The 20272-nt window shown below is 62.0% G+C and carries 16 protein-coding genes; 9 read left to right on the top strand and 7 right to left on the bottom strand.

What is annotated here, in order from left to right:
- The first annotated feature begins 141 nt into the window (after positions 1-141).
- Positions 142-1542, top strand: coding sequence for a dihydrolipoyl dehydrogenase (gene lpdA, locus AC30D9_RS07865; protein ID WP_490143833.1), 1401 nt, complete (start codon positions 142-144; stop codon positions 1540-1542).
- 131 nt (positions 1543-1673) lie between these two features.
- Here the strand turns inward: lpdA and AC30D9_RS07860 are convergent, their stop codons facing one another.
- The 7 genes from AC30D9_RS07860 to AC30D9_RS07830 all read right to left on the bottom strand — a co-directional run bounded on the left by AC30D9_RS07860 (position 1674) and on the right by AC30D9_RS07830 (position 10818).
- Positions 1674-3824, bottom strand: a complete 2151-nt coding sequence (locus AC30D9_RS07860) for a hypothetical protein (protein WP_490143832.1) — start codon at positions 3822-3824, stop codon at positions 1674-1676.
- On the bottom strand, positions 3811-5004 hold the full coding sequence (locus AC30D9_RS07855; protein WP_490143831.1) for a DUF3142 domain-containing protein: 1194 nt from the start codon (positions 5002-5004) through the stop codon (positions 3811-3813). Before AC30D9_RS07855 ends, AC30D9_RS07860 begins: the two co-directional genes overlap by 14 nt.
- A 97-nt stretch (positions 5005-5101) precedes the next feature.
- Entirely contained in the window at positions 5102-5914 is an 813-nt protein-coding gene (locus AC30D9_RS07850; protein ID WP_490143830.1) for a class I SAM-dependent methyltransferase, read from the bottom strand.
- Positions 5908-7062 (bottom strand): acyltransferase family protein, encoded by a 1155-nt coding sequence (locus AC30D9_RS07845; RefSeq protein ID WP_307572927.1) that lies wholly within the window; start codon positions 7060-7062, stop codon positions 5908-5910. The genes AC30D9_RS07850 and AC30D9_RS07845 overlap by 7 nt, the downstream gene beginning before the upstream one ends.
- Positions 7059-7931 (bottom strand): class I SAM-dependent methyltransferase, encoded by an 873-nt coding sequence (locus tag AC30D9_RS07840; protein ID WP_490143829.1) that lies wholly within the window; start codon positions 7929-7931, stop codon positions 7059-7061. Before AC30D9_RS07840 ends, AC30D9_RS07845 begins: the two co-directional genes overlap by 4 nt.
- Positions 7928-9220, bottom strand: a complete 1293-nt coding sequence (locus AC30D9_RS07835; protein ID WP_307572931.1) for a glycosyltransferase — start codon at positions 9218-9220, stop codon at positions 7928-7930. The genes AC30D9_RS07840 and AC30D9_RS07835 overlap by 4 nt, the downstream gene beginning before the upstream one ends.
- Positions 9214-10818, bottom strand: coding sequence for a glycosyltransferase (locus AC30D9_RS07830; RefSeq protein ID WP_490143828.1), 1605 nt, complete (start codon positions 10816-10818; stop codon positions 9214-9216). Before AC30D9_RS07830 ends, AC30D9_RS07835 begins: the two co-directional genes overlap by 7 nt.
- 425 nt (positions 10819-11243) lie before the next feature.
- Between AC30D9_RS07830 and AC30D9_RS07825 the strand changes: the two genes are divergently transcribed.
- The 8 genes from AC30D9_RS07825 to AC30D9_RS07790 are packed head-to-tail and all read left to right on the top strand — an operon-like array spanning position 11244 to position 20247.
- The gene (locus tag AC30D9_RS07825; RefSeq protein WP_490143827.1) at positions 11244-12158 is read left to right on the top strand and encodes a GDP-mannose 4,6-dehydratase; all 915 of its coding nucleotides are present in this window, start codon (positions 11244-11246) and stop codon (positions 12156-12158) included.
- Entirely contained in the window at positions 12155-13123 is a 969-nt protein-coding gene (gene gmd, locus AC30D9_RS07820; protein WP_134926538.1) for a GDP-mannose 4,6-dehydratase, read from the top strand. The genes AC30D9_RS07825 and gmd overlap by 4 nt, the downstream gene beginning before the upstream one ends.
- Positions 13124-13126: 3 nt before the next feature.
- A complete protein-coding gene (locus AC30D9_RS07815; RefSeq protein WP_307572936.1) occupies positions 13127-14569 on the top strand; it encodes a mannose-1-phosphate guanylyltransferase/mannose-6-phosphate isomerase in 1443 nt (480 codons plus the stop codon).
- On the top strand, positions 14569-15366 hold the full coding sequence (locus AC30D9_RS07810) for an ABC transporter permease (protein ID WP_490143826.1): 798 nt from the start codon (positions 14569-14571) through the stop codon (positions 15364-15366). The genes AC30D9_RS07815 and AC30D9_RS07810 overlap by 1 nt, the downstream gene beginning before the upstream one ends.
- Positions 15366-16631 carry an ABC transporter ATP-binding protein gene (locus AC30D9_RS07805; RefSeq protein ID WP_134926540.1) on the top strand — a complete coding sequence of 422 codons (1266 nt, stop codon included), beginning with the start codon at positions 15366-15368 and terminating at the stop codon, positions 16629-16631. The genes AC30D9_RS07810 and AC30D9_RS07805 overlap by 1 nt, the downstream gene beginning before the upstream one ends.
- Positions 16628-17995 carry a glycosyltransferase family 4 protein gene (locus tag AC30D9_RS07800; RefSeq protein WP_490143825.1) on the top strand — a complete coding sequence of 456 codons (1368 nt, stop codon included), beginning with the start codon at positions 16628-16630 and terminating at the stop codon, positions 17993-17995. The genes AC30D9_RS07805 and AC30D9_RS07800 overlap by 4 nt, the downstream gene beginning before the upstream one ends.
- Entirely contained in the window at positions 17986-19116 is a 1131-nt protein-coding gene (locus AC30D9_RS07795) for a glycosyltransferase family 4 protein (protein ID WP_307572943.1), read from the top strand. Before AC30D9_RS07800 ends, AC30D9_RS07795 begins: the two co-directional genes overlap by 10 nt.
- Positions 19117-20247 (top strand): glycosyltransferase family 4 protein, encoded by a 1131-nt coding sequence (locus AC30D9_RS07790; RefSeq protein ID WP_307572945.1) that lies wholly within the window; start codon positions 19117-19119, stop codon positions 20245-20247.
- The last annotated feature ends 25 nt before the right edge of the window (positions 20248-20272 follow it).

Genomic DNA, 20272 nt, shown 5'->3' with positions numbered 1-20272 from the left:
TAACGGTTCCTGTGAAATTTCCGTTTTGAATTCTTCATGACAAGGTCCGCTCCGACCTCTTGACTTAAGCCTTGACCGAAATCTCTGGAAACGCTCATATTACGAACATAATTTTTTATCAGGCCAAGCGGGAGAACAGCGATGAGCAATTACGACGTGGTCATTCTGGGCGGCGGACCCGGAGGGTATAACGCGGCGATTCGCGCCGGCCAGTTAGGGTTGAAAGCCGCCTGTGTCGAAGGCCGAGCCACCCTCGGCGGCACCTGCCTGAACGTCGGCTGCATGCCCTCCAAGGCACTGCTGCACGCCTCGGAACTGTACGAGGCCGCCATAGGCGCGGAATTCGCCAACCTGGGTATTGAAGTCAGCCCTACCCTCAACCTCGCGCAAATGATGAAGCAGAAGGATGAAAGCGTCGCCGGCCTGACCAAGGGCATCGAATTTCTGTTTCGCAAGAACAAGGTCGACTGGATCAAAGGCTGGGGGCACATCGACGGGCCGGGCAAAGTGACCGTCACCGGTGACGATGGCACCAAGACCGAACTCAGCGCCAAGGACATCGTCGTCGCTACCGGCTCGGAGCCCATGCCCCTGCCAGGCGTGACAATCGATAACCAGCGAATCCTCGATTCCACCGGCGCCTTGTCCCTGAGTGAGGTGCCCCGGCATCTGGTGGTGATCGGCGCCGGCGTCATCGGCCTCGAACTGGGCTCGGTCTGGCGACGCCTGGGGGCCGAGGTGACCGTGGTGGAATATCTCGACCGCATCTGCCCGGGGGTGGACGGCGAGGCCGGCAAGACCCTGCAACGTGCCTTGGGTAAACAAGGCATCCAGTTCAAGCTGAGTTCCAAGGTCACGGGCGCCGTTGCCTCGGCCAGCGGCGTGCAATTGCACATCGAGCCGGCGGCGGGCGGCGAATCACAGACCCTGGACGCCGATTACGTGCTGGTCGCCATCGGTCGCCGGCCTTACACAAAGGGGCTGGGGCTGGAGAACGTCGGGCTGAGCCCTGACCAGCGCGGCATGCTCGCCAACCAGCAGCACCGCACCGAAGCGCCTGGCGTCTGGGTGATCGGCGATGTGACGTCCGGGCCGATGCTGGCCCACAAAGCGGAGGACGAGGCCATGGCCTGCATCGAACAGATCGCCGGTAAAGCCGCCGAGGTCAACTACGCGCTGATTCCCAGCGTCATCTACACCCGTCCGGAACTGGCCAGCGTCGGCAAGACCGAGGAACAGCTCAAGGCCGAAGGTCGCGCCTACAAGGTCGGCAAATTTCCCTTTACGGCCAACAGCCGGGCCAAGATCAACCACGAGACCGAAGGGTTCGCCAAAGTCCTGGCCGATGAACGCACCGATGAAATCCTTGGCGTGCACCTGGTGGGCCCGAGCGTCAGTGAGATGATCGGTGAATACTGCGTGGCCATGGAGTTCAGCGCTTCGGCCGAGGACATCGCCCTGACCTGTCACCCCCACCCTACCCGCTCGGAGGCGTTGCGCCAGGCGGCGATGAATGTGGAGGGGATGGCGACGCAGATGTAGGAACAGCGCAAATCTTGCGTGAACACTGTTTGGTCTGGGGACATGGTTAACCTGTGGTGAGGGGATAAATCCCCTCGCCACAGGGGGCCATCATGACCCGGTCCAAACGCTGTGTTCGGCTGGTCGCTAGCTTAGCCGGCCGACATCCGCGCCTTGCGCCGGCGCCGGCTGATCAACCCCAACGCCACTGCTACCACCAACACGACCCCGCCCACTTCCAGCCAAACCTTGTAAGGGCGCAGCGCCGAACGAATCGGGTCCAGGGCCTGGGTCACGTAGCGTTTGTTCGCCGTACCGAAATCCGGTTGCTGGCATTGGTGACCGAAATCCCCGGCCCAATCCACATACGGACCTTCCTTCACATAGCGTTGATACAACGCGCTTTGCTCTTCAAGGCTGGAGTTGTACCCCACCGCTTTGCACAGCACCGCCGCAAACGCCTGGCTGGTATGTGGCAAATGATCCGCAGCCTGGCTGGCCAGCGCTGTGGCGACAAAACGATAGTGATAACGCACGTCCGGCTGCGCCGCGCTGGCTTGCTGGCGTTGGACTTCGCCTTCAGCCACCAGCGGCCCGACGCTCAGCTCGACCGGTTCCAGGCTGTAGTTGCCTCCCAGGCTGGCGTAATCCGGCGCCATCTCATAGCCAAGCAGTTCCATGCCCCACTCACGCGCCATCCGGGACGCATGGAAATACGCCTCGGCCCGCCGGGTTGGCCACCATTTGGACTCGGCATCCTGGCGCAATTGCCCATAGGCACGGGCCTTGTTCTGCAGGTCAGCGTTATCGAAATAAGCCGGCGCCTCATCAAAGCGCCCTTCCCTCAGTAAGCGACGGCCCAACAGATTGCGCAGGCTCGCGGCCACCGGCAGTGGCACGTAGTTGTCCCGATCCTCCTGGCTCAACGCCGGTGGCGCCGGGACTTGGGCGTCGACGTACTGCTTGAGCTCATCCACTGTGAGCACACGCTCGGCCACTGCGGCTGCGTCGTACCAATAGTTGCTCTGGCCGCGATAGAGCTGATCGAAGGCTTGCAGGTAATCGCCCCGCTGCAAGGCCAGGATCGCGCTTTCACCTTCGACCCGGCACTTGGGTTGCACCGACTCGAAATTCCAATCCGCTGTGCGCCGCGGGCCCCAGGATTCATCGTTCGGAAAGGCCTGGGCTGCCTTGGCATAAGCCGCCGCCGCGGCCACCTTGTCGCCGTCGCGCAATGCCAGCTTGGCCCGCACCCACCAGGCCAGGCCGGTGTTGGCGGCTTTTTGCACAAAAGCCTGGGCGCTGGCGTAATCGCCGTGCTGGTAACTCACCGCCGCCAGACGGTCGGCGTCGTCCAGGTTGTCCCGAGCGTTGGCCTGCAACAGTTTGAAGAGCCTTTTCTCGCCCGAGGGTTCTTCACCGTCCCACCAACCGACGCGGCTGAGCAAGTAGGCGGTGACCAACCGCTGCACCGCCTTAGTCTTGAGCAGTTCGCCCAAGCGTTCATCCGGCTGGACGCTCAAATCACCGGCCAATTGCAGCAATGAGCTGTAGCCGACCGCAGATCCCTGCAGGTTCTGGGTCGCGTACAGCCCAATGGCGCTGTCCCAGTCGTCAGCGGTGTAGGCCACCCGGGCTTCTTCGCCAAGGCTGGCGATGCCCAGTTCCAGTGGATCGCTGAAGCCGGCAATGCTCATTTCCCGGGCCTGGCGAAACGCTGCTCGCGCCTGGTCCTGCAAGACCACAGGGTCACCGCTGCCGGCCTCGGTGCTCACGGCGAACAATGCCCGGCCCAGGGAGTACGCGGCCCAGGTGCTGCGCAACCGACGTTGGTCGGCCGGTAATGCCAGCAACTGCTGGAACGCTTCCACGGCGCGTTGATGTTCACCGATGTTGAAAGCCGCCGCGCCAACGGCATACAGGCGCAGCTCATCGGGCAGGTTGGCCGCTTCGGCTGCCACCTGATCGACATCGGTCAGGGCCCGCAGGCGCTCCACCACCGCTTGCTGCGGCGGGGTCAGGCCAATCTGCTCGGCCTTGGTGCGTTGTTCAACGTAGGAAGACTGGTCGTCATAGCTGTAGTCCGGGTTGCGCGTCGCCTCGGTGGCCGGCTTGAGCCCGGCAATCGCCTGGCCGAGGCGGCTGACCTCGAAGCGAAAGTTGCCTTCGGGCAATTCGGCCAGCGACTGGGCGCGGTTATCCAGCAGGCGCATCGGAAAATCCGGCCCGCAGGCCAGCACCGGGCCCAGCGGCAGGCAAAGGCTCAGACACAGCAGGTGGCGAGGCCACTTACGGGTAAACATTGAAACCTCCTTGGTCAATTTTCGTACAGCGCGCCCAGCCGATCGCTCGTTGGCTACCAGCCGCCAAGCGGCCTTCCTGAATGCGGGTGAAGGTAAGCAGTCCGGGGGTTTGTTGCAACGTATAACCGGCCAAGGCATCGACGCCGTCACACGCGCCCACGGCAAGCGTCAGGCGCTGGGGCCAGGGGCTGTCGAGATTGCCCTGGTTGACCAATCGGATATCGTACAAACCGCCCTGTTCGCCCCATTGCAACGCCAGGCGACTGTCCAGGGTGTCTCCCCGGGCAACGGCGCCAAGCGTGGTCAGGCTCCACGCCCGACGGTCGCCAGCCAGCGGCAGGCGAAACCAGATCAGCCCGGCGAGATGTTTCGGCGGATCGGCCCGCAGATCTGTCGCAAGCCCGGCCACTTGCCGCGGGTCGGCCAGCAGCTCGCGCCGTTCGCCAGCCCGATCGATCGGCACTTCACTTTCCACCACCGGCACGCCGCTTTCCTGGGTCAGCAGCGCCACGCCGTAAGCCGGCAGGGCCAGATAAAACGGCTTCTGGGTGACCTTGCCCCAGCGCTGCGCCCAGTGCCGGGCCTGTTTCGGATCGAACAATCCTTGCCGTGGATCGCTCACCGCGTGGACCTGCAACACACTGCTGTCCACCGTTTCCAACAACCCCGCCAATGCTGGGCTGTCGAGCCAGGCCGGCAGCGCCGTGATGCTCAGCCGCAAGTTGGCGGGCAGGACTTGCCGCAGTTGGCCGAGGAATTTTCCATAGGCCGGCAACCGTGCATTGCCGGCATCGTGGTCGATCTCTATCCCTATTGGCGCCAGACCTTGGGCTTGCCAATCACCCAGCACCTGCTGGATTTGCGCGATCACTTCGTCCTGGTCCAAGGCCTTGAGCTGGCCATCCAGGCGAATCACGGCGATCAGCGGACGACCGTCAGTCTTGAGCATCGCCGGATCGATCCGCGCACGACTCCAGCCCGCCCCGGGAAAAGCCTGCAACGCCAGCACCCGCAGCGTGGAAAAATCGCCCTGGCTTTGGCGCAGCGCGAGCTCATGGGCCGGCGTCCACTGGCGTTGCCAGATATAGAGTTGTTGGTCGAGAGCCGGAGTTGGAGGCTTTTCACACCCCCCCAACAGCAACATGGCGAGGGCCAGGGTTAGCCGGAGAAGAAAAATCATGAAGCCTTACCACCCCGAAAAAGTGCGCAGATTAACGCCGTGCACATCATTGTGGGAGCGAGCAAGCTCCCACAGGGTTGGTTTCTCCAACAGCCCATCAAGGCTTACGCGCAATAATCACCTGACTCTTGGCCACCACCGCGTCCAGCGCCTGCTTGATCTGCGCGCCACGGGGCGAGTTCAGCACAGCCTGCCAGGTGTCGGCCCAATGATTGAGCAATGGGTGGTCGGCGTTGCTGAAATCGACCTTGGCCTCCCAGAACAACAGCATCCACATCGACCAGTAGAAACCGTATTGGCTGTGGCTCAACACCTCCAGCCCAGCGTCACTGACCATCGCCTTGAACTGCTCTTCGCTGATGATGCGAATGTGGTTGGGCTTGCGGAAATACTCCGGCGCGGCGATGTCTTTTTGCAGTTCTTCGGAACTGGGGTGCGGCACGCTCAGCAGGTACAGCGCGCCGGGCTGGCCGACCCGCACCAGTTCAGCGAGGAACTGCGCCGGGTCGTCGACATGCTCGATGACTTCGGTGGACACCACCCGGGTGGCCGTGGCATCGGCAATGGGCAGCGGGTTGCAGTCGGTCACGTAGCACTCGACTTCCCGCGCGGGAGTGTCGCTCAAGCGCTGGCGAGTGGCTTCGACCTTGGCCGCGTCGATGTCGGCGATGATGATCTTCGCCCCGCGCATCCCACAAAAATGCACGTTGCCGCCATCGCCACAGCCCACGTCCAGCAGCGTGTCTTCAGGCGTCACCGGGAAACCGGTGAACAGTTCGCCGGTTTGCTGGTTGAACCAGCCGCTGAGCATCGCATCGTGCAGCCCGAGCATATACGGGTCGACTTTCTCGGCGACCGGCTCGGCAGGCGCGGGCGTGCCCGTGGTGAGTTTCTTCAAAAGGCTCAGCATGACGGGGCTCCAGAGACAGGAAGGACGGTTCGGGCGGCGGACAGGCGTTCAACCAGTTGGGCGCCACGATTGCGCATGGGCATTTCGACCCAGCGGTAGTTGAGTTCGCTCAACAGCCCGATCAGCGACAGGGCGCAAGCCAGGGCCAGCCAGGGATGGCTTGCCGGGTCCGGCGAACCCAAGGGCGCGAAACGAAACCACAACTCGCGCAGCAGGAAAAATACCGGGATGTGGATCAGGTAGATCCCATAGGAACGACTGCCCACCCAGGTCAGCGCGGTTTTCAATCGGCTGCGGGGCAACAGGTAATCCCGATCGTAAGAGGCCACCCAGACCAGCACGGCACTGAGCACAGCAATGACCCCGAGCCGGTAGAACGACAAATTGAAGTGCTCGGTCGCGATCCAGGCCATCACGCTGCCCAGGGCCAGTACCAGCAGCACACCCAAGGGCGGGCGGCGCAGCCACGTGGGCTCGAAGCGCCAATAGCTGGGCCGCAGGCTCCAGATCGACAACAACACACCCAGCGCCAAGGCATCGGTACGAATCACCGACAACCACAGCGCCCGCCAGGTGAAAAACTGCACCAGCACCACCGCCAGCAGCACCCACACCAGATAGCGGCGCGAGACGAACACCAGCAGCGGCAGGATCAGATAGAACTGCTCTTCCAACGACAGCGTCCAGTACACGAAGCTCGCGCCGTATTCGTAATGCATGAACGCATCGGCAAAACGCAGGTTGGCGAATTGCAGGAAACCGGCCAGGGTCGCCTGCAGGTTGGCCTGCACGCTGCCAAATGCCCCGGAACGGTTCAGGAAAAACACCGCCAACAACACCAGCAGCAACCAGAGCCAGGCCGACGGCAGCAGGCGAAACGCCCGGCGAATCCAGAATTCCCGGGTGACGGCCCAGAACTGCCGGGGGCTGTCGCAGCGACGCAACTGCGGGATCAGGCTGCGTCCGATGACGAAGCCGGATATCGCGAAGAACAGGTCCACGCCCCACCACAGCTGGAAACTCTCGGCCAGGGCCGCCAGACGCGGCCATCCGCCAGGAAACGGCATGCCTTGCAGGTGATGGAACAACACGCCGATCACCGCAACGGCGCGCAGCAACTCGATGTCCATGATCCGCTTGCTGCTCATGAAGTGCTCCCGGAGAAAGAATCGGGTTTACGCGCGATGATGACCTGGCTCTTGGGCATGAACCGGTCCAGCACCTGCTTGATCGCCAGGCCGTCGGGTTGCGCCAACAAGCCCTGCCAGAGGCTCGCCCAACGCTCCATCAACGCGGGATACGGGGCCTGGATACGGTCGCGCACGGCGCCCTCGAGGTCCCGGCCAGCCGCCTGTTCGCTGGCCCAGAAGAAAATCATGCCCATGACCCAGAAAAATCCACTGGCCTGGCGATGCTCGATCACCAGCCCGGCGTCCTCCACCAGCGCGGCGAATCGTTCGGCACTGAAAATCTGCACATGATTGGGTGCTCGAAAGTAGCCCGGCGGCGCGATGCCTTGCTGCAAATGCTCCCCCACCGAGGCCGGCACGCTGAGCAAATATTGCGCCCCGGGCCGGCCCATGCGCACCAGTTCGGCCATGAACGGCGCGGGTTCATGGATATGTTCGAGCACTTCCATGCAGACGATCTTGTTCGCGCAGCCATCGGCCAGGGGCAGTGGCAGGCTGTTGCTGACCAGGCCCAGGAACGGCGCGCTAGCCTGGGCCTCGACCTGGCGAGCCAGGTCGCGCACCTTGTCCTGTTCGCTGTCGGTAAAGATCACGGACGCACCCTGGCGCATCGCAAACAGCGTCGCCACACCTTCGCCGCACCCCACATCCAGCAAGGTATCGTCGGCCGTGATGGCAAAGCCCTTGAGCAATTCGCCGGTTTCACTGCAAAACCAGCCGTCAAGCATCGCGTCGTAGAGGCCGGCATCCCGGGGCGAAACGGCCGCCGCCGGCGGTGGTGAAGGCTCCACCGCGGGTCTGAACCCGGCCAGCCATCGCCGGATCATGGCTGCTGCGCGTTCCTGCGCCGCTCAGTCAGGTCTTCGAAAAACGCCCGCAAACGCTGCTCGGCGTTGGCCTGGCTGCAGAACTTTTCCAGGCTGCGCACGGCGTGGGCCGACATGCGGCGATAGCGCTCGGGGTCGTTTTTGGCCACGTCATAACTGGCGCGATAGGCCGAACACAGCGAGTCCCAATCAGTGACATAACGCAGGGTCCGGTACGCCGCACGCGGGTCGTGGGGCCAGGCGGTCAGTTCCTCGGTCGAATCCACCACGAAGGCATTGTCGTGGTCGATGTAGTCAGCCATGGCCGTGTTCAGCGGCGCGATCGCCGGACGGCCGCAGGACATGAATTCCATCAACGGCAAGCACTGTCCTTCGCCATAGGAACTGTTGACCACATACCGGGTGGCTTCCACCAGTCGCTCGTAGTCCGCGTCCGCCAGGTAACCGTGAATCAGCACGATACGGCAGCGGTACGACTGGTTCTTGTAGACGTGATGAAGCATGTCGGCGAGCGCGGCTGTGACGTCGTGATGCGTCAGCTTGAGCACCAGGGTCGCGTCGGGAACATCACGGAACGTCGTGCAAAAGGCGCTGATCATGTCCTTCCAGTTCTTGCGCCCGTCGTAAGGATTGAACACGGAGGTATAGATCACACCGTCCAGCAGCAACTCGCAATCCTCGGCCGGGCCGTCCAGCGCCAGCGGCGTGCCGGCCTGATGCGCCGGCGGGCCATAGGGCCGCAGGTCCGTGGTGCGGCTGTCGATCAACAGACCACGCAATTGCAGGCGCATGTGATCCACCGTCGGCCGCTGGGCCAGCATCGCGCCGCGAGCGGCAAAGCGGTCCCATACCGGCGCCGCGATGGCGGCGATGGGGAAGTCCGCGCCCATCACCTCACGGACGGTCGTGACGGTGAAGTTGGAGTGGGTAATCGCCATGCCGGTTGCGCCCAGGACCACCCGCCAATCGTGCCGGGGTTCGCCCTGCCAGCTTTCGGTGGGGATGGTGCTGAACTCCCAGGCGAACACTGGAATCGTCGGGCAAGCGTAGTGGGCGGCGGTGCGATGAGGGGGTGAAAACGACAGGAATACGCAATCCTCGCCACGCCCCAGGCAATCGGCATACAGCTGATCGACCTCTTCGTCAGGCCGAGTCACTTCGACGACCCGCCCCAACCGCTCCAGCACCGGGCGAAACTCCTTGAGCACGAAGTAATAGCTGTACTCGGGCTTGCCGAGGTTCTCCAGGATGTTGCTCTGGTTGGTTTCCGAATAAATGATGATCAACATGAGGCGCTACCTGCCTGGACCACCAGCGGCAGCCTTTCGTCACAGCCTGGCGCAGCCAGGAAATCCGCCAGGCGCCGCTGCACCGGGGCGAACGCGCAATAGCGGCGCATCCGCTCGTTCGCGGCAACGGCCATGGCCTGGTAGGTCTGCGGCTGGTGCTTGGCCATGGCGTAGCTCTGCTGGTAGGCGAGCTTCAATGAACCCCAGTCGGGCCGATGGCGCAGGGTGCGATACAAGATGCGCGAGTCTTCCGGCCAGATGGTCGGTTCACGGCTGGACTTGACGATAAAAGCCACCTCGGCATCGATGTAATCGCGCATCGCCGTGTGGTCCGGCGCGATGACCGGGCGTGCACAGGACATGAACTCCATCAACGGCAGGCACAGGCCTTCGCAGCGGGACGCGTTGACGTAGAAACTCGCGGCGCCATACAGCCGGGCGAATTGCTCGTCTTCCAGGTAACCGTGCATCACCACCACCCGGCAACTGAACGGCGACAGCTGGGACAGCAACGTCAGCAGCTCGACGTAGTAGGTCGACAGGTCGTTCTGGGTCATTTTCAGCACCAGCGTGGCGTCCTCGACGTCGCGCAGGGCCCAACAGAAGGCAGTGATCAACTGATGCCAGTTCTTGCGACCGTCATCGGGGTTGAACACGCTGACGTACACCACCCCGCTGACCTCGGTCTCCACCACTTGGCTGGTGTCCGGCAGGATGGCCTGGGGATGTTCCGGTGGCGCGGGCTCGGGAGTGGGCTCCTCGACGAACACCGGCGGCGGCGCCGGCCCTCTGAGGATCCTGCTGACCGCAACGCGTACCGGCACCGGTACCAGGTCGCGGACCGCCTCGCGATACCAGCACAACAGGTTGTGCTTGAACAGCCACACGGGGCCCTGCTCGGTCTTGCCGGTACGGATGACTTCACGCAGGTAATGGCGGGAAATGAATGCCCGCCGCCGCCAGGTCAGGGGCGGCGGCTCGATGATCGATTTCGGTTCTGGTTCTGGCTCAGGCGTCTCTTCGATGATCGGCGCGATCAAACCATCGGCCGACAGCCCGAGGGGTCGGCTGTCGATGATGCAGCCCTTGATCTGCAAGGTCGTTCCCGGGTTGACCGGCAGGCTCGGATATTGCTCCCGAACCGCCGCGAAACGCTCCCACAGCGGTGTGGGCAGTACCAATACCGGGAAGTCCTCGCCCAAGGTCCGCCGGATCGCCTCGGCCGTGTGGCTGGACAAGGTAATCACCCGGCCATGACGGGCCAGCGTGCGGCTCCAGTCATGCCGCAGATCGTCGTCCCAGTGCTCGGCCGGGATCGAATCGAACTCCCAGGCCACCACGCAGACCATCGGGCAAAGCAGGTCCAACGGCGTCTTGTGCGGGGGTGAAAACGACAGGAACAAGCAGTCCTGCCCGGCCTGCCGCAATGTCTGATACAGCGGATCGACCTCGGCGACTGAAGACACCACATGCACCGGCCCCAGGCTTTCCAGCACGGGACGATAGGCCTTGAGCACGAAATAATAACTGTACTCAGGGCGGCCAAGGCTCTGGCTGATGGAGTGATCGTTTACGTCCGAGTAAAGAATGAAATTCATGGCATCCCATCATGGCGCCGCCATCCTGGCAGCCCTACTTCATGACGGTCGAATCACGTATCGAGCCGGCCCGGGGGCCGTCACGCGTCGTTCATCTTGCTACCCGTCTCGTTCTTGTTTTTTTAGGGGCCGCCCCTGGGGTTCATCTCGAAGATCGAAACCGGGGACAGCCTGACGAGGGGCATTCTAAACACATCCACCAAGGGTTCGTGAACCGCTTGGCGTGAATAAACCGACTATAAATATGAGAACTGACCGGTCACGGTTTGCCCTGTTGAAATTGCGGCAAAATTGGCACAGATTGGCAACCAAACAACTACAACAAACGCTTCTCTAGGCTGACCGTTGAGTGACTTTTCCCCGATCTTACGGAAATTTCCCACTCAGTTCGCAATAGACGAAGCGACCGTCAAGGGAGCTGGTGCTTGAAAAAACGTCTGTTCGTTACGGGCCTCAGCGGTTTCGTGGGACGTCACATCAAATCTCGACTGAACAGTCATGATTCGGCGTGGCAGGTGATGCCTGTCGCTGCCCGCTACGACCTGACGGATGCCAAGACCTTGGAAGGCCTCTGGCCCGAGGTTCCCGATGCCGTGATCCACCTGGCGGGCCAGACATTTGTCCCTGAGGCCTTCCGCGATCCGGCGCGCACCCTGCACATCAACCTGCTGGGCACCTTGAACCTGCTCCAGGCCCTCAAGGCCCGGGGTTTCACCGGGACGTTCCTGTATGTCAGCTCCGGTGATGTCTATGGCCAGGTCAGCGAAGACCAATTGCCGATCACCGAACTGCAACCGCCCGCCCCGCGCAACCCGTATGCCGTGAGCAAGCTGTCGGCCGAACTGCTGAGTCTGCAATGGGGCATGAGCGAAGGCTGGCCGGTGCTGGTGGCCCGCCCGTTCAATCACATCGGCCCCGGTCAGAAAGACAGCTTTGTCATTGCCAGCGCCGCCCGGCAAATCAGCCGGATCAAGCTAGGCCTGCAACCGGCTCGGCTACAGGTGGGCGATATCGACGTGACACGCGACTTCCTCGATGTCGGCGATGTGATTTCGGCCTACCTGGCCCTGCTGGACAAAGGCGCCCCGGGGCAGATCTACAACATCTGCTCGGGCCGCGAGCAGAGCATTCGCAGCCTGATCGAACAACTGGGCGATATCGCCCAGGTCGATGTGCAACTGATCCAGGACCCTGCGCGACTTCGCCGTGCAGAACAGCGTCGTGTCTGTGGTAGCCCAGCCAAGCTACGACAGGCCACCGGATGGACGCCTGAAACAACAACACAACAATCCTTGCGGGCGATCCTGTCCGACTGGGAGATACGGGTACAACAAGAATGAAAAGTGCACTGATCACAGGGATCACCGGCCAGGACGGCGCGTATCTGGCCAAGTTGCTACTCGACAAAGATTACAAAGTCCACGGCCTGGTGGCGCGACGAAGCAGCGACTCGCGCTGGCGGCTGCGAGAGATGGGCATCGAACAGGACATCGTTTACCTGGACGGTGACATGGCCGATGCCTGCTCGGTGCAACGGGCCGTGATCAAATCGGCGCCGGACGAGGTGTATAACCTGGCCGCGCAAAGTTTCGTCGCGGCCTCATGGGACCAACCGGTGACCACCGGCATCGTCGACGGGCTGGGGGTCACCCACCTGCTCGAAGCCATTCGCCAGTTCAGTGTGCATACCCGTTTCTACCAAGCCTCCACCAGCGAAATGTTCGGCCTGATCCAGGCCGAACAACAGGACGAGCACACCCCGTTTTACCCACGCAGCCCCTATGGCGTGGCGAAACTGTACGGCCACTGGATCACCGTCAACTACCGGGAAAGCTTCGGCCTGCACGCCAGCAGCGGGATCCTGTTCAATCACGAATCCCCGCTGCGCGGCATCGAGTTCGTGACCCGCAAGGTCACCGACGCTGCTGCGCGCATCAAGCAAGGCAAGCAGCAGGAGTTGCGCCTGGGCAATATCGACGCCAAGCGCGACTGGGGCTTTGCCGGCGACTACGTCGAGGCCATGTGGCTGATGTTGCAACAGGACAACCCCGACGATTACGTGGTGGCCACCGGCGTCACCACCACCGTACGCGAGATGTGCAGGATTGCCTTCGAGCACGTGGGCCTGGATTACCGTGACTTCGTCAAGATCGACCCGGCGTTTTTCCGCCCGGCCGAAGTCGAGGTGTTGCTTGGCAACCCAGCCAAGGCACAACGCGTCCTGGGCTGGAAACCCAGGACCGACCTCGACACCCTGATCCGCATGATGATGGATGCGGACATGAAACGCGTCGCCAAGGAGTAGGTCATGCTCATTCCCGTGATTCTCTCCGGCGGTGCCGGGACGAGATTGTGGCCGGTGTCCCGCGAAGGTCATCCCAAGCCTTTCATGCTCTTGCCCGACGGCCAGTCGCTGCTGGGCAAGACTTATCGGCGCGCCGCGGGGTTGTTCGATGGCCGCGGCGACATCGTCACCGTCACCAATCGCGAGTACTACTTCCAGAGCCGCGATCACTATCAAAGCGCTCACCTGGAGCGTTATCGCGGTCACTTCGTACTTGAACCCACGGGCCGCAACACCGCGCCGGCCATCGCCACGGCCACCCTCGCCATACAGGCCCTGCACGGTGACGAGGCGATCCTGGTGGTCATGCCGGCCGACCACCTGATCCAGGATGAGGCCGCTTTCAAGGCCTCCGTGGAACACGCGGTGGAACTGGCTAAAAATGGCCATCTGGTGACCTTCGGCGTACTGCCCTCGGCACCGGAAACCGGTTTCGGCTATATCGAACGAGGCAAGCCCCTGGATACCAAGGGCGCAGCCGAGGTCGTGCGCTTCGTTGAGAAACCCGACTTGCAGACCGCCACGCAGTACCTGGAAAGCGGCCGCTTCCTGTGGAACTCGGGGATGTTCTGCTTCTCGGTCAAGACCCTGCTGGCGGAGCTACATACCCACGCTCCCGAGCTGCTGGAACAGGCGCGCGCCTGTGTCACGGCCAGTACTGCGGTGGAAACCTCAGGTTGTGTGCAGCAGGAATTATCCGCGGCGCATTTCACCGAAATGCCGGACATCTCTATCGACTATGCCTTGATGGAACGCTCCGCCAACGTCGTGGTGATCCCGGCGGCCTTCGACTGGAGCGATATCGGCTCCTGGAGCGCCATCGCCGACCTGGTACCCGCCGACGCACAAAACAACCGCGCCACCGGCGAGGCCCTGTTTATCGACAGCCAGAACAACTTCGTCCAGAGCGACGGCCGCTTGGTGGCGGCCCTGGGCGTGGAAAACCTGATCATCATCGACACCGCCGATGCCGTGCTGGTGGCCCATGCCGACCGCGCCCAGGATGTTCGCCGCGTCGCCCGGCAGCTCAAGGACAAGGAACACGAAGCCTATCGCCTGCACCGCACGGTCAGCCGGCCATGGGGCAGTTATACCGTGCTCGAAGAGGGGCCACGCTTCAAGATCAAGCGCATTGTGGTCAAGCCTGGCGCATCGCTGTCGTTGCAAATGCACCACCATCGCAACGAACACTGGGTGGTGGTCGAGGGCATGGCCAAGGTCACCAACAACGGCTCGGGCTCGCACCTGGTCGCCAAGAACGAATCGACCTTCATCCCCGCCGGCCACAAGCACCGCCTGGAGAATCCCGGTGTCATCGACCTGGTCATCATCGAGGTCCAGAGCGGCGAGTACCTGGGGGAAGACGACATCGTCCGCTTCGAAGATCACTATGGCAGGGCCGTCTGATGTTGCTGGCCTTGCAACGCACACTGTGGAGCTACCGTGGCTTCGTCCTTGGCAGCGTCAAGCGCGAATTCCAGGCACGCTATCGCAACTCGTTGTTCGGCGCGTTGTGGACAGTGCTCAACCCGTTGTCGATGATCCTCGTCTACACGGTGATTTTTTCCCACATCATGCGTGCCCGCCTGCCCGGGGTGGAAGACGGCATGGCCTACAGCGTCTACGTCTGTGCCGGGCTGCTGACCTGGGGTTTGTTCGCGGAAATCACCACCCGCAGCCAGGGCATGTTCCTGGAAAACGCCAACCTGCTGAAGAAAATCAGCTTCCCCCGGATCTGCCTGCCGGTGATCGTACTGTTCAACGCGGGGATCAACTTCGCGATCATCCTCGGGCTGTTTCTCGGTTTCCTGCTGATCACCGGGCGCTGGCCGGGCATGACCTTGCTGGCATTGGTACCGTTGCTGGCCCTGCAAGTGCTGTTCGCCGCCGGGCTGGGCATGCTGCTGGGGATCCTCAATGTGTTTTTCCGCGATGTCGGGCAGTTGTTCGGCATTTGCCTGCAATTCTGGTTCTGGCTCACGCCGATCGTTTACCCGATGACCATCCTGCCGCCGTCGATCCAGCAACTGCTCGCCTTCAACCCCATGACCGCCCTGATGCAGAGCTACCAGAACCTGTTTCTCTACAACCAGTGGCCGGTCTGGAGCTCGCTGGTGCCGTTGCTGGTGGCCGGCCTGCTGTTATGCACCTTGGGCCTGCGCATGTTTCGCCGACGCGGCGGTGAAATGGTGGATGAACTCTGATGGGACATTTGCGCGTCACCGGCCTGGGCAAAGCCTACAAGCAGTATCCGAACCGCTGGAGCCGGCTGTTCGAATGGCTGATCCCTTTTTCCCGCCCGCGCCATCAGTTGCACTGGATCCTGCAGGGTGTGGATTTCGAGATCCAGCCGGGGGAAGCCGTCGGCATCGTCGGGGTCAACGGTGCCGGCAAAAGCACCTTGCTCAAAATGATCACCGGCACCACCCAACCCACCTGCGGCCACATCCAGTTGCAAGGCCGCGTCGCCGCGTTGCTGGAATTGGGCATGGGCTTTCATCCGGATTTCACCGGCCGCCAGAACGCGTTCATGGCCGGTCAGTTGCTGGGCATGCAGGTGGAGGAAATCGAAGCCTTGATGCCCGAGATCGAAGGGTTCGCCGAAATCGGTGAAGCCATCGACCAGCCAGTACGCACCTATTCCAGCGGCATGCAGATGCGCCTGGCGTTCAGCGTCGCCACCGCCCGGCGCCCGGACATCCTGATCGTCGACGAGGCGCTGTCGGTGGGCGATGCCTATTTCCAGCACAAGAGCTTCGAACGCATCCGCAGCTTCCGCAAGGCCGGCACCACGCTGCTGATCGTGTCTCACGATCGTTCGGCGATCCAGTCGATCTGCGACACCGCCATCCTGCTCGAACACGGGCGCATGGCCATGCGCGGCAAGCCGGAAGAAGTGATGGATTACTACAATGCGATGCTGGCCCAGCGCGAGGGCCAGGTGGTCCGCCAGGAGATGCTCGCCAACGGCCAGGTGCGCACCATTTCCGGCACCGGCGAGGCGGGCATCATCGATGTGCAACTGCTCAACAGCCAGGGGCAGCCGGTGGAAGTGGCCGAGATCGGCCAGCCGATGGTGTTGCAGGTGCGGGTTGAAATCCGCCAGGACATCGAGCGGCTGGTGCTGGGCTTCTTGATCAAGGACCGCCTCGGCCAGCCCATGTACGGGATCAACACCCATCGCCAGGACAAAGCCGTGACCGACCTCAAGGCCGGCGAACAGATCACCTTCCGCTTCAGTTTCGACATGCGCCTGGGCAAGGGCAATTACTCCGTCGCCCTCAGCCTGTCGCGGCTAGACTCGCATCTGGACCGTAATTTCGAATGGCGCGACTACGGGTTGGTGTTTCACGTCATCAATAATCGCCAGGAGGATTTCGTCGGCTGTTCCTGGCTCCAGGCCGAAACCAGCATCCGACGTTCGAGCCAGACTGCCGTCGAAGCGGTGCCGCAAAAGGAGTTGCCATGAGCCGTCTGTTGGTGGATTGCACCTATGTATACGACCACCCGAATGACAACTCCGGCATTCAGCGAGTAGTGCGCAACGTCATTCGCGAATTGCCGGCCAAGGACCAGGAACGCGAATGCATTCCCGTGGCGATGCTGCAGGGCAAGCTGTACGAAGTGAAAAGCCTGGCCCCCCTGCCCACGGAAGGGCTGGATCTGGCCGGTCTGCGAGTACGGCTGATACAGTTCGCCAACCTGTTCTGGGTCAGACATCGGTCTCTCGAACAGCAGCGCCCTTTCAACCAGTCGATCTGGGCTCGCCGCATCTTGTACGTCGCTTGCCGACTGTTCGCCCTGGCGTGCCTGAGCCTTCCCATTCGAATCCTCGATCGCCTCCTTAAACGCAAGCCCGGCCCGGCGCGCAGCGTCCCGCTGGAACATCGGGCCGGCGATCAACTGGTGTTGCTGGACTCTTCCTGGCATTCAGGTTTCTTTCCCCTGGCCGAACAGCTCAAGCGTGATGGCGTCGGGATCATCTCGGTAATCTATGACCTGATTCCCCTGACCCATCCACAATTCTGCGACGCCGGGCTGGTCAAGGTGTTCAACCATTGGTTCGACTGGATTGCCCGAACCGCCGACGGCTACATCGCCATCTCCACCACCATCCGCGACCAGCTTCGCCAGGAAATGATCCGGCGCATTGGTGAACAACAGGTGAGCGAGCGCTGGTTCGACTATTTCCATCTGGGCAGCGAACTGGACCTGATCGACGCCACTCACGCCGTCGACCCGACCTTGGTGCGACTGTTCAAGCGCCCCGAACCGGTGTTCCTGATGGTCAGCACCATCGAACCGCGCAAAAATCATGCTTATCTGCTCGATGCATTCGAGCGTGCCTGGGCCGCCGGTTCCCAGGCACGGCTGTGTATCGTCGGGAAAATCGGCTGGAAATGCGAGGCGCTAATCGAACGTATCGAGCGTCATCCACAATTCAACAGCCGCTTGTTCATGTTCAACAATCTCTCGGACCAAAGCCTGGAACACGCCTATCGACACTCCACTGCGCTGGTGTTCCCATCCTACGTGGAAGGCTTCGGCCTGCCGTTGGTGGAGGCCATGCAACGCGGCTTGCCGGCAATGGGCAGCGACATCGCGGTGTTTCGGGAAATCGGCGGTGACTTCATGGCCTACTTCGATCTCGACGATCCCCAAAGCCTGGCGAACCTGGTCATCGACATGGAACACACCGGGGTATTCCCGGCCAAGCGCAACCTGGACCAATGGCAATGGTTGAGTTGGCGCCAGGCCAGTGCGCAATTGGTGGAGCGGATCGAGCGACACGTCGACGAAGCCAACGTCGACAGGGAAACAGTATGCGGATAGCCCTCAACGCGCGCATTCTCCAGGCGCCACGCACCGGCATCGGCCACTACGTAGCCGAGCTGGCGACTGCCTTGACCCGGGAACCGGATGTGCAGTTGTCACTGTTCCACGGCTGGAGCTGGAGCCCGCAGTTGCCGCAAACAGCCAAGCCTGGCTATTCAAAGCTGAGCCCCTTGCTGCGACGGGTTCCGGGCGCCTATCAGGCGCGGCGCTGGCTGGAGCAGAAACGTTTCGATCAAGGCCGTTCAAAGGCCATCGACCTGTATCACGAACCCAGCCTTTGGCCGCTGGCCTTCGAAGGGCCGACGGTGATCACCCTCCATGACCTCACGCACCTGCGCTACCCCGAAACGCAACCACCGGCACGCCTGAAGGAAATCGAGCGACGGCTCAGTCGGGCGGTGGAACAGGCACAGCTGATATTGACCGACTCGCAGTTCATCGCCGATGAAGCCCGACAACATTTCGGCCTACCAGCCGAGCGTCTGAAGGTCGCGCCGCTGGGGGTGGCGGCACGTTTCCACCCACGCGAACCGGAAGCGATCGACGCCGTGCTCAAGGCCCATGGCCTGGAGCACCGCCGTTATTTTCTCTGTGTCGGCACCCTGGAGCCACGCAAGAACCTGTCGTTGGCCCTGCGCGCCCACGCCGGGCTCCCGGAATCCGTGCGTCAGACGTTTCCCTTGTTCATCGTAGGAATGAGCGGATGGCAACAGGCGCAGCTCAATGATGAGTTGAAATACGCCCTGGCCGGCGGTCATGTTTGTCTGGCGGGTTACCTGCCTGACGAACAGGTCGCCCAACTGTTGGCGGGGGCACGGGCACTGATTTTCCCGTCTTACTACGAAGGCTTTGGCCTGCCAGTGCTCGAAGCCATGGCCAGTGGCACACCGGTGATTACCACCCGTTGCTCGGCGATGCCGGAAGTGGCCGGGACGGCCGGTATTTATTGCGAGCCCGACGATCCGCAAGGCATGCGCGACGCCATGGCCCGATTGATGGAAGATCACCCGCACTGGCAAACGTGTCGCGAGGCAGGATTGCAACAAGCGGCGCTGTTTTCCTGGGAACGCTGTGCGAAGGTCACCGCCCAAGCGTATCGCCAGGTCTTGGGAGGTTGAATGCGAGTCCTGCACTTTTACAAAACCTATTTGCCTGACTCCATGGGCGGCATCGAACAGGTCATCTTCCAGCTGTGCGACAGTACTGACCGGTTGAGTATCGATAACACCGTGTTGGCCCTGAGCAGGCAGCCAGCTTCCGAACCGATCAAGATCCGGCAGCATGTCGTTCATCAGGCCCGAATGGATTTCCAACTGGCGTCCACTGGTTTCTCCTACAGCGTGTTCAAGAGATTCCGTGAGCTGGCCGACGAAGCAGACGTGATCAATTACCACTTTCCCTGGCCGTTCATGGACCTGGTGCATTTTTTCAGCGCCGTGAAGAAACCCTACGTCGTGACCTACCATTCGGACATCGTTCGCCAGCGGCATCTGCTCAAGCTCTACCGCCCCTTGATGCGGCGCTTTCTCGACGGCGCCGAACGCATCGTCGCGGCATCGCCGAACTACGTTCATACCAGCGATGTACTCAAGGAATACAGCGCCAAGACCCGGATCATCACCTATGGCCTGAACAAGACCAGTTATCCACAGGCTGACACCGAACGCATGGCGGGATGGAAGGCAAAACTGGGCGAGCGGTTCTTTTTGTTCGTGGGGGTGATGCGCTACTACAAAGGCCTGCACATCCTGCTCGATGCCCTCAAAGGTGTGGATTACCCCGTGGTCATCGTGGGCGCCGGCCCGCTGGAAAAACAACTGCATGCCCAGGCGAACGCGTTGGGCCTGCGCAACCTGCATTTCCTCGGACGCCTGGGGGATGAGGACAAGGTCGCGCTGCTGGAACTGAGTTATGCCATCGTGTTTCCTTCGCACCTGCGCTCCGAAGCCTTTGGTATCTCCCTGCTCGAAGGCGCGATGTTCGGCAAGCCAATGATCTCCAGCGAAATCGGCACCGGCACCAGCTACATCAATGTCCACGACGAAACCGGCCTGGTGGTGCCACCGAGCGATCCCGAGGCGTTCCGCGAAGCGATGCGCACCCTGTGGGAAAATCCTGCGCAAGCCCAGGCCATGGGCGCCAGGGCCGAAGCCCGTTACCGGCAGTTGTTCACTTCCGAGGAGATGGGCCACAAGTGGGTGCGGCTTTACGAGGAACTGCTGGAGGAAAAGGCGCTTTCCTACGCCTGATCCCCCTCACGATAGAGCGACACAA

The sequence above is a fragment of the Pseudomonas sp. DF11 genome, from assembly GCF_058148565.1.
This window is presented reverse-complemented; position numbering and strand designations above follow the sequence as displayed.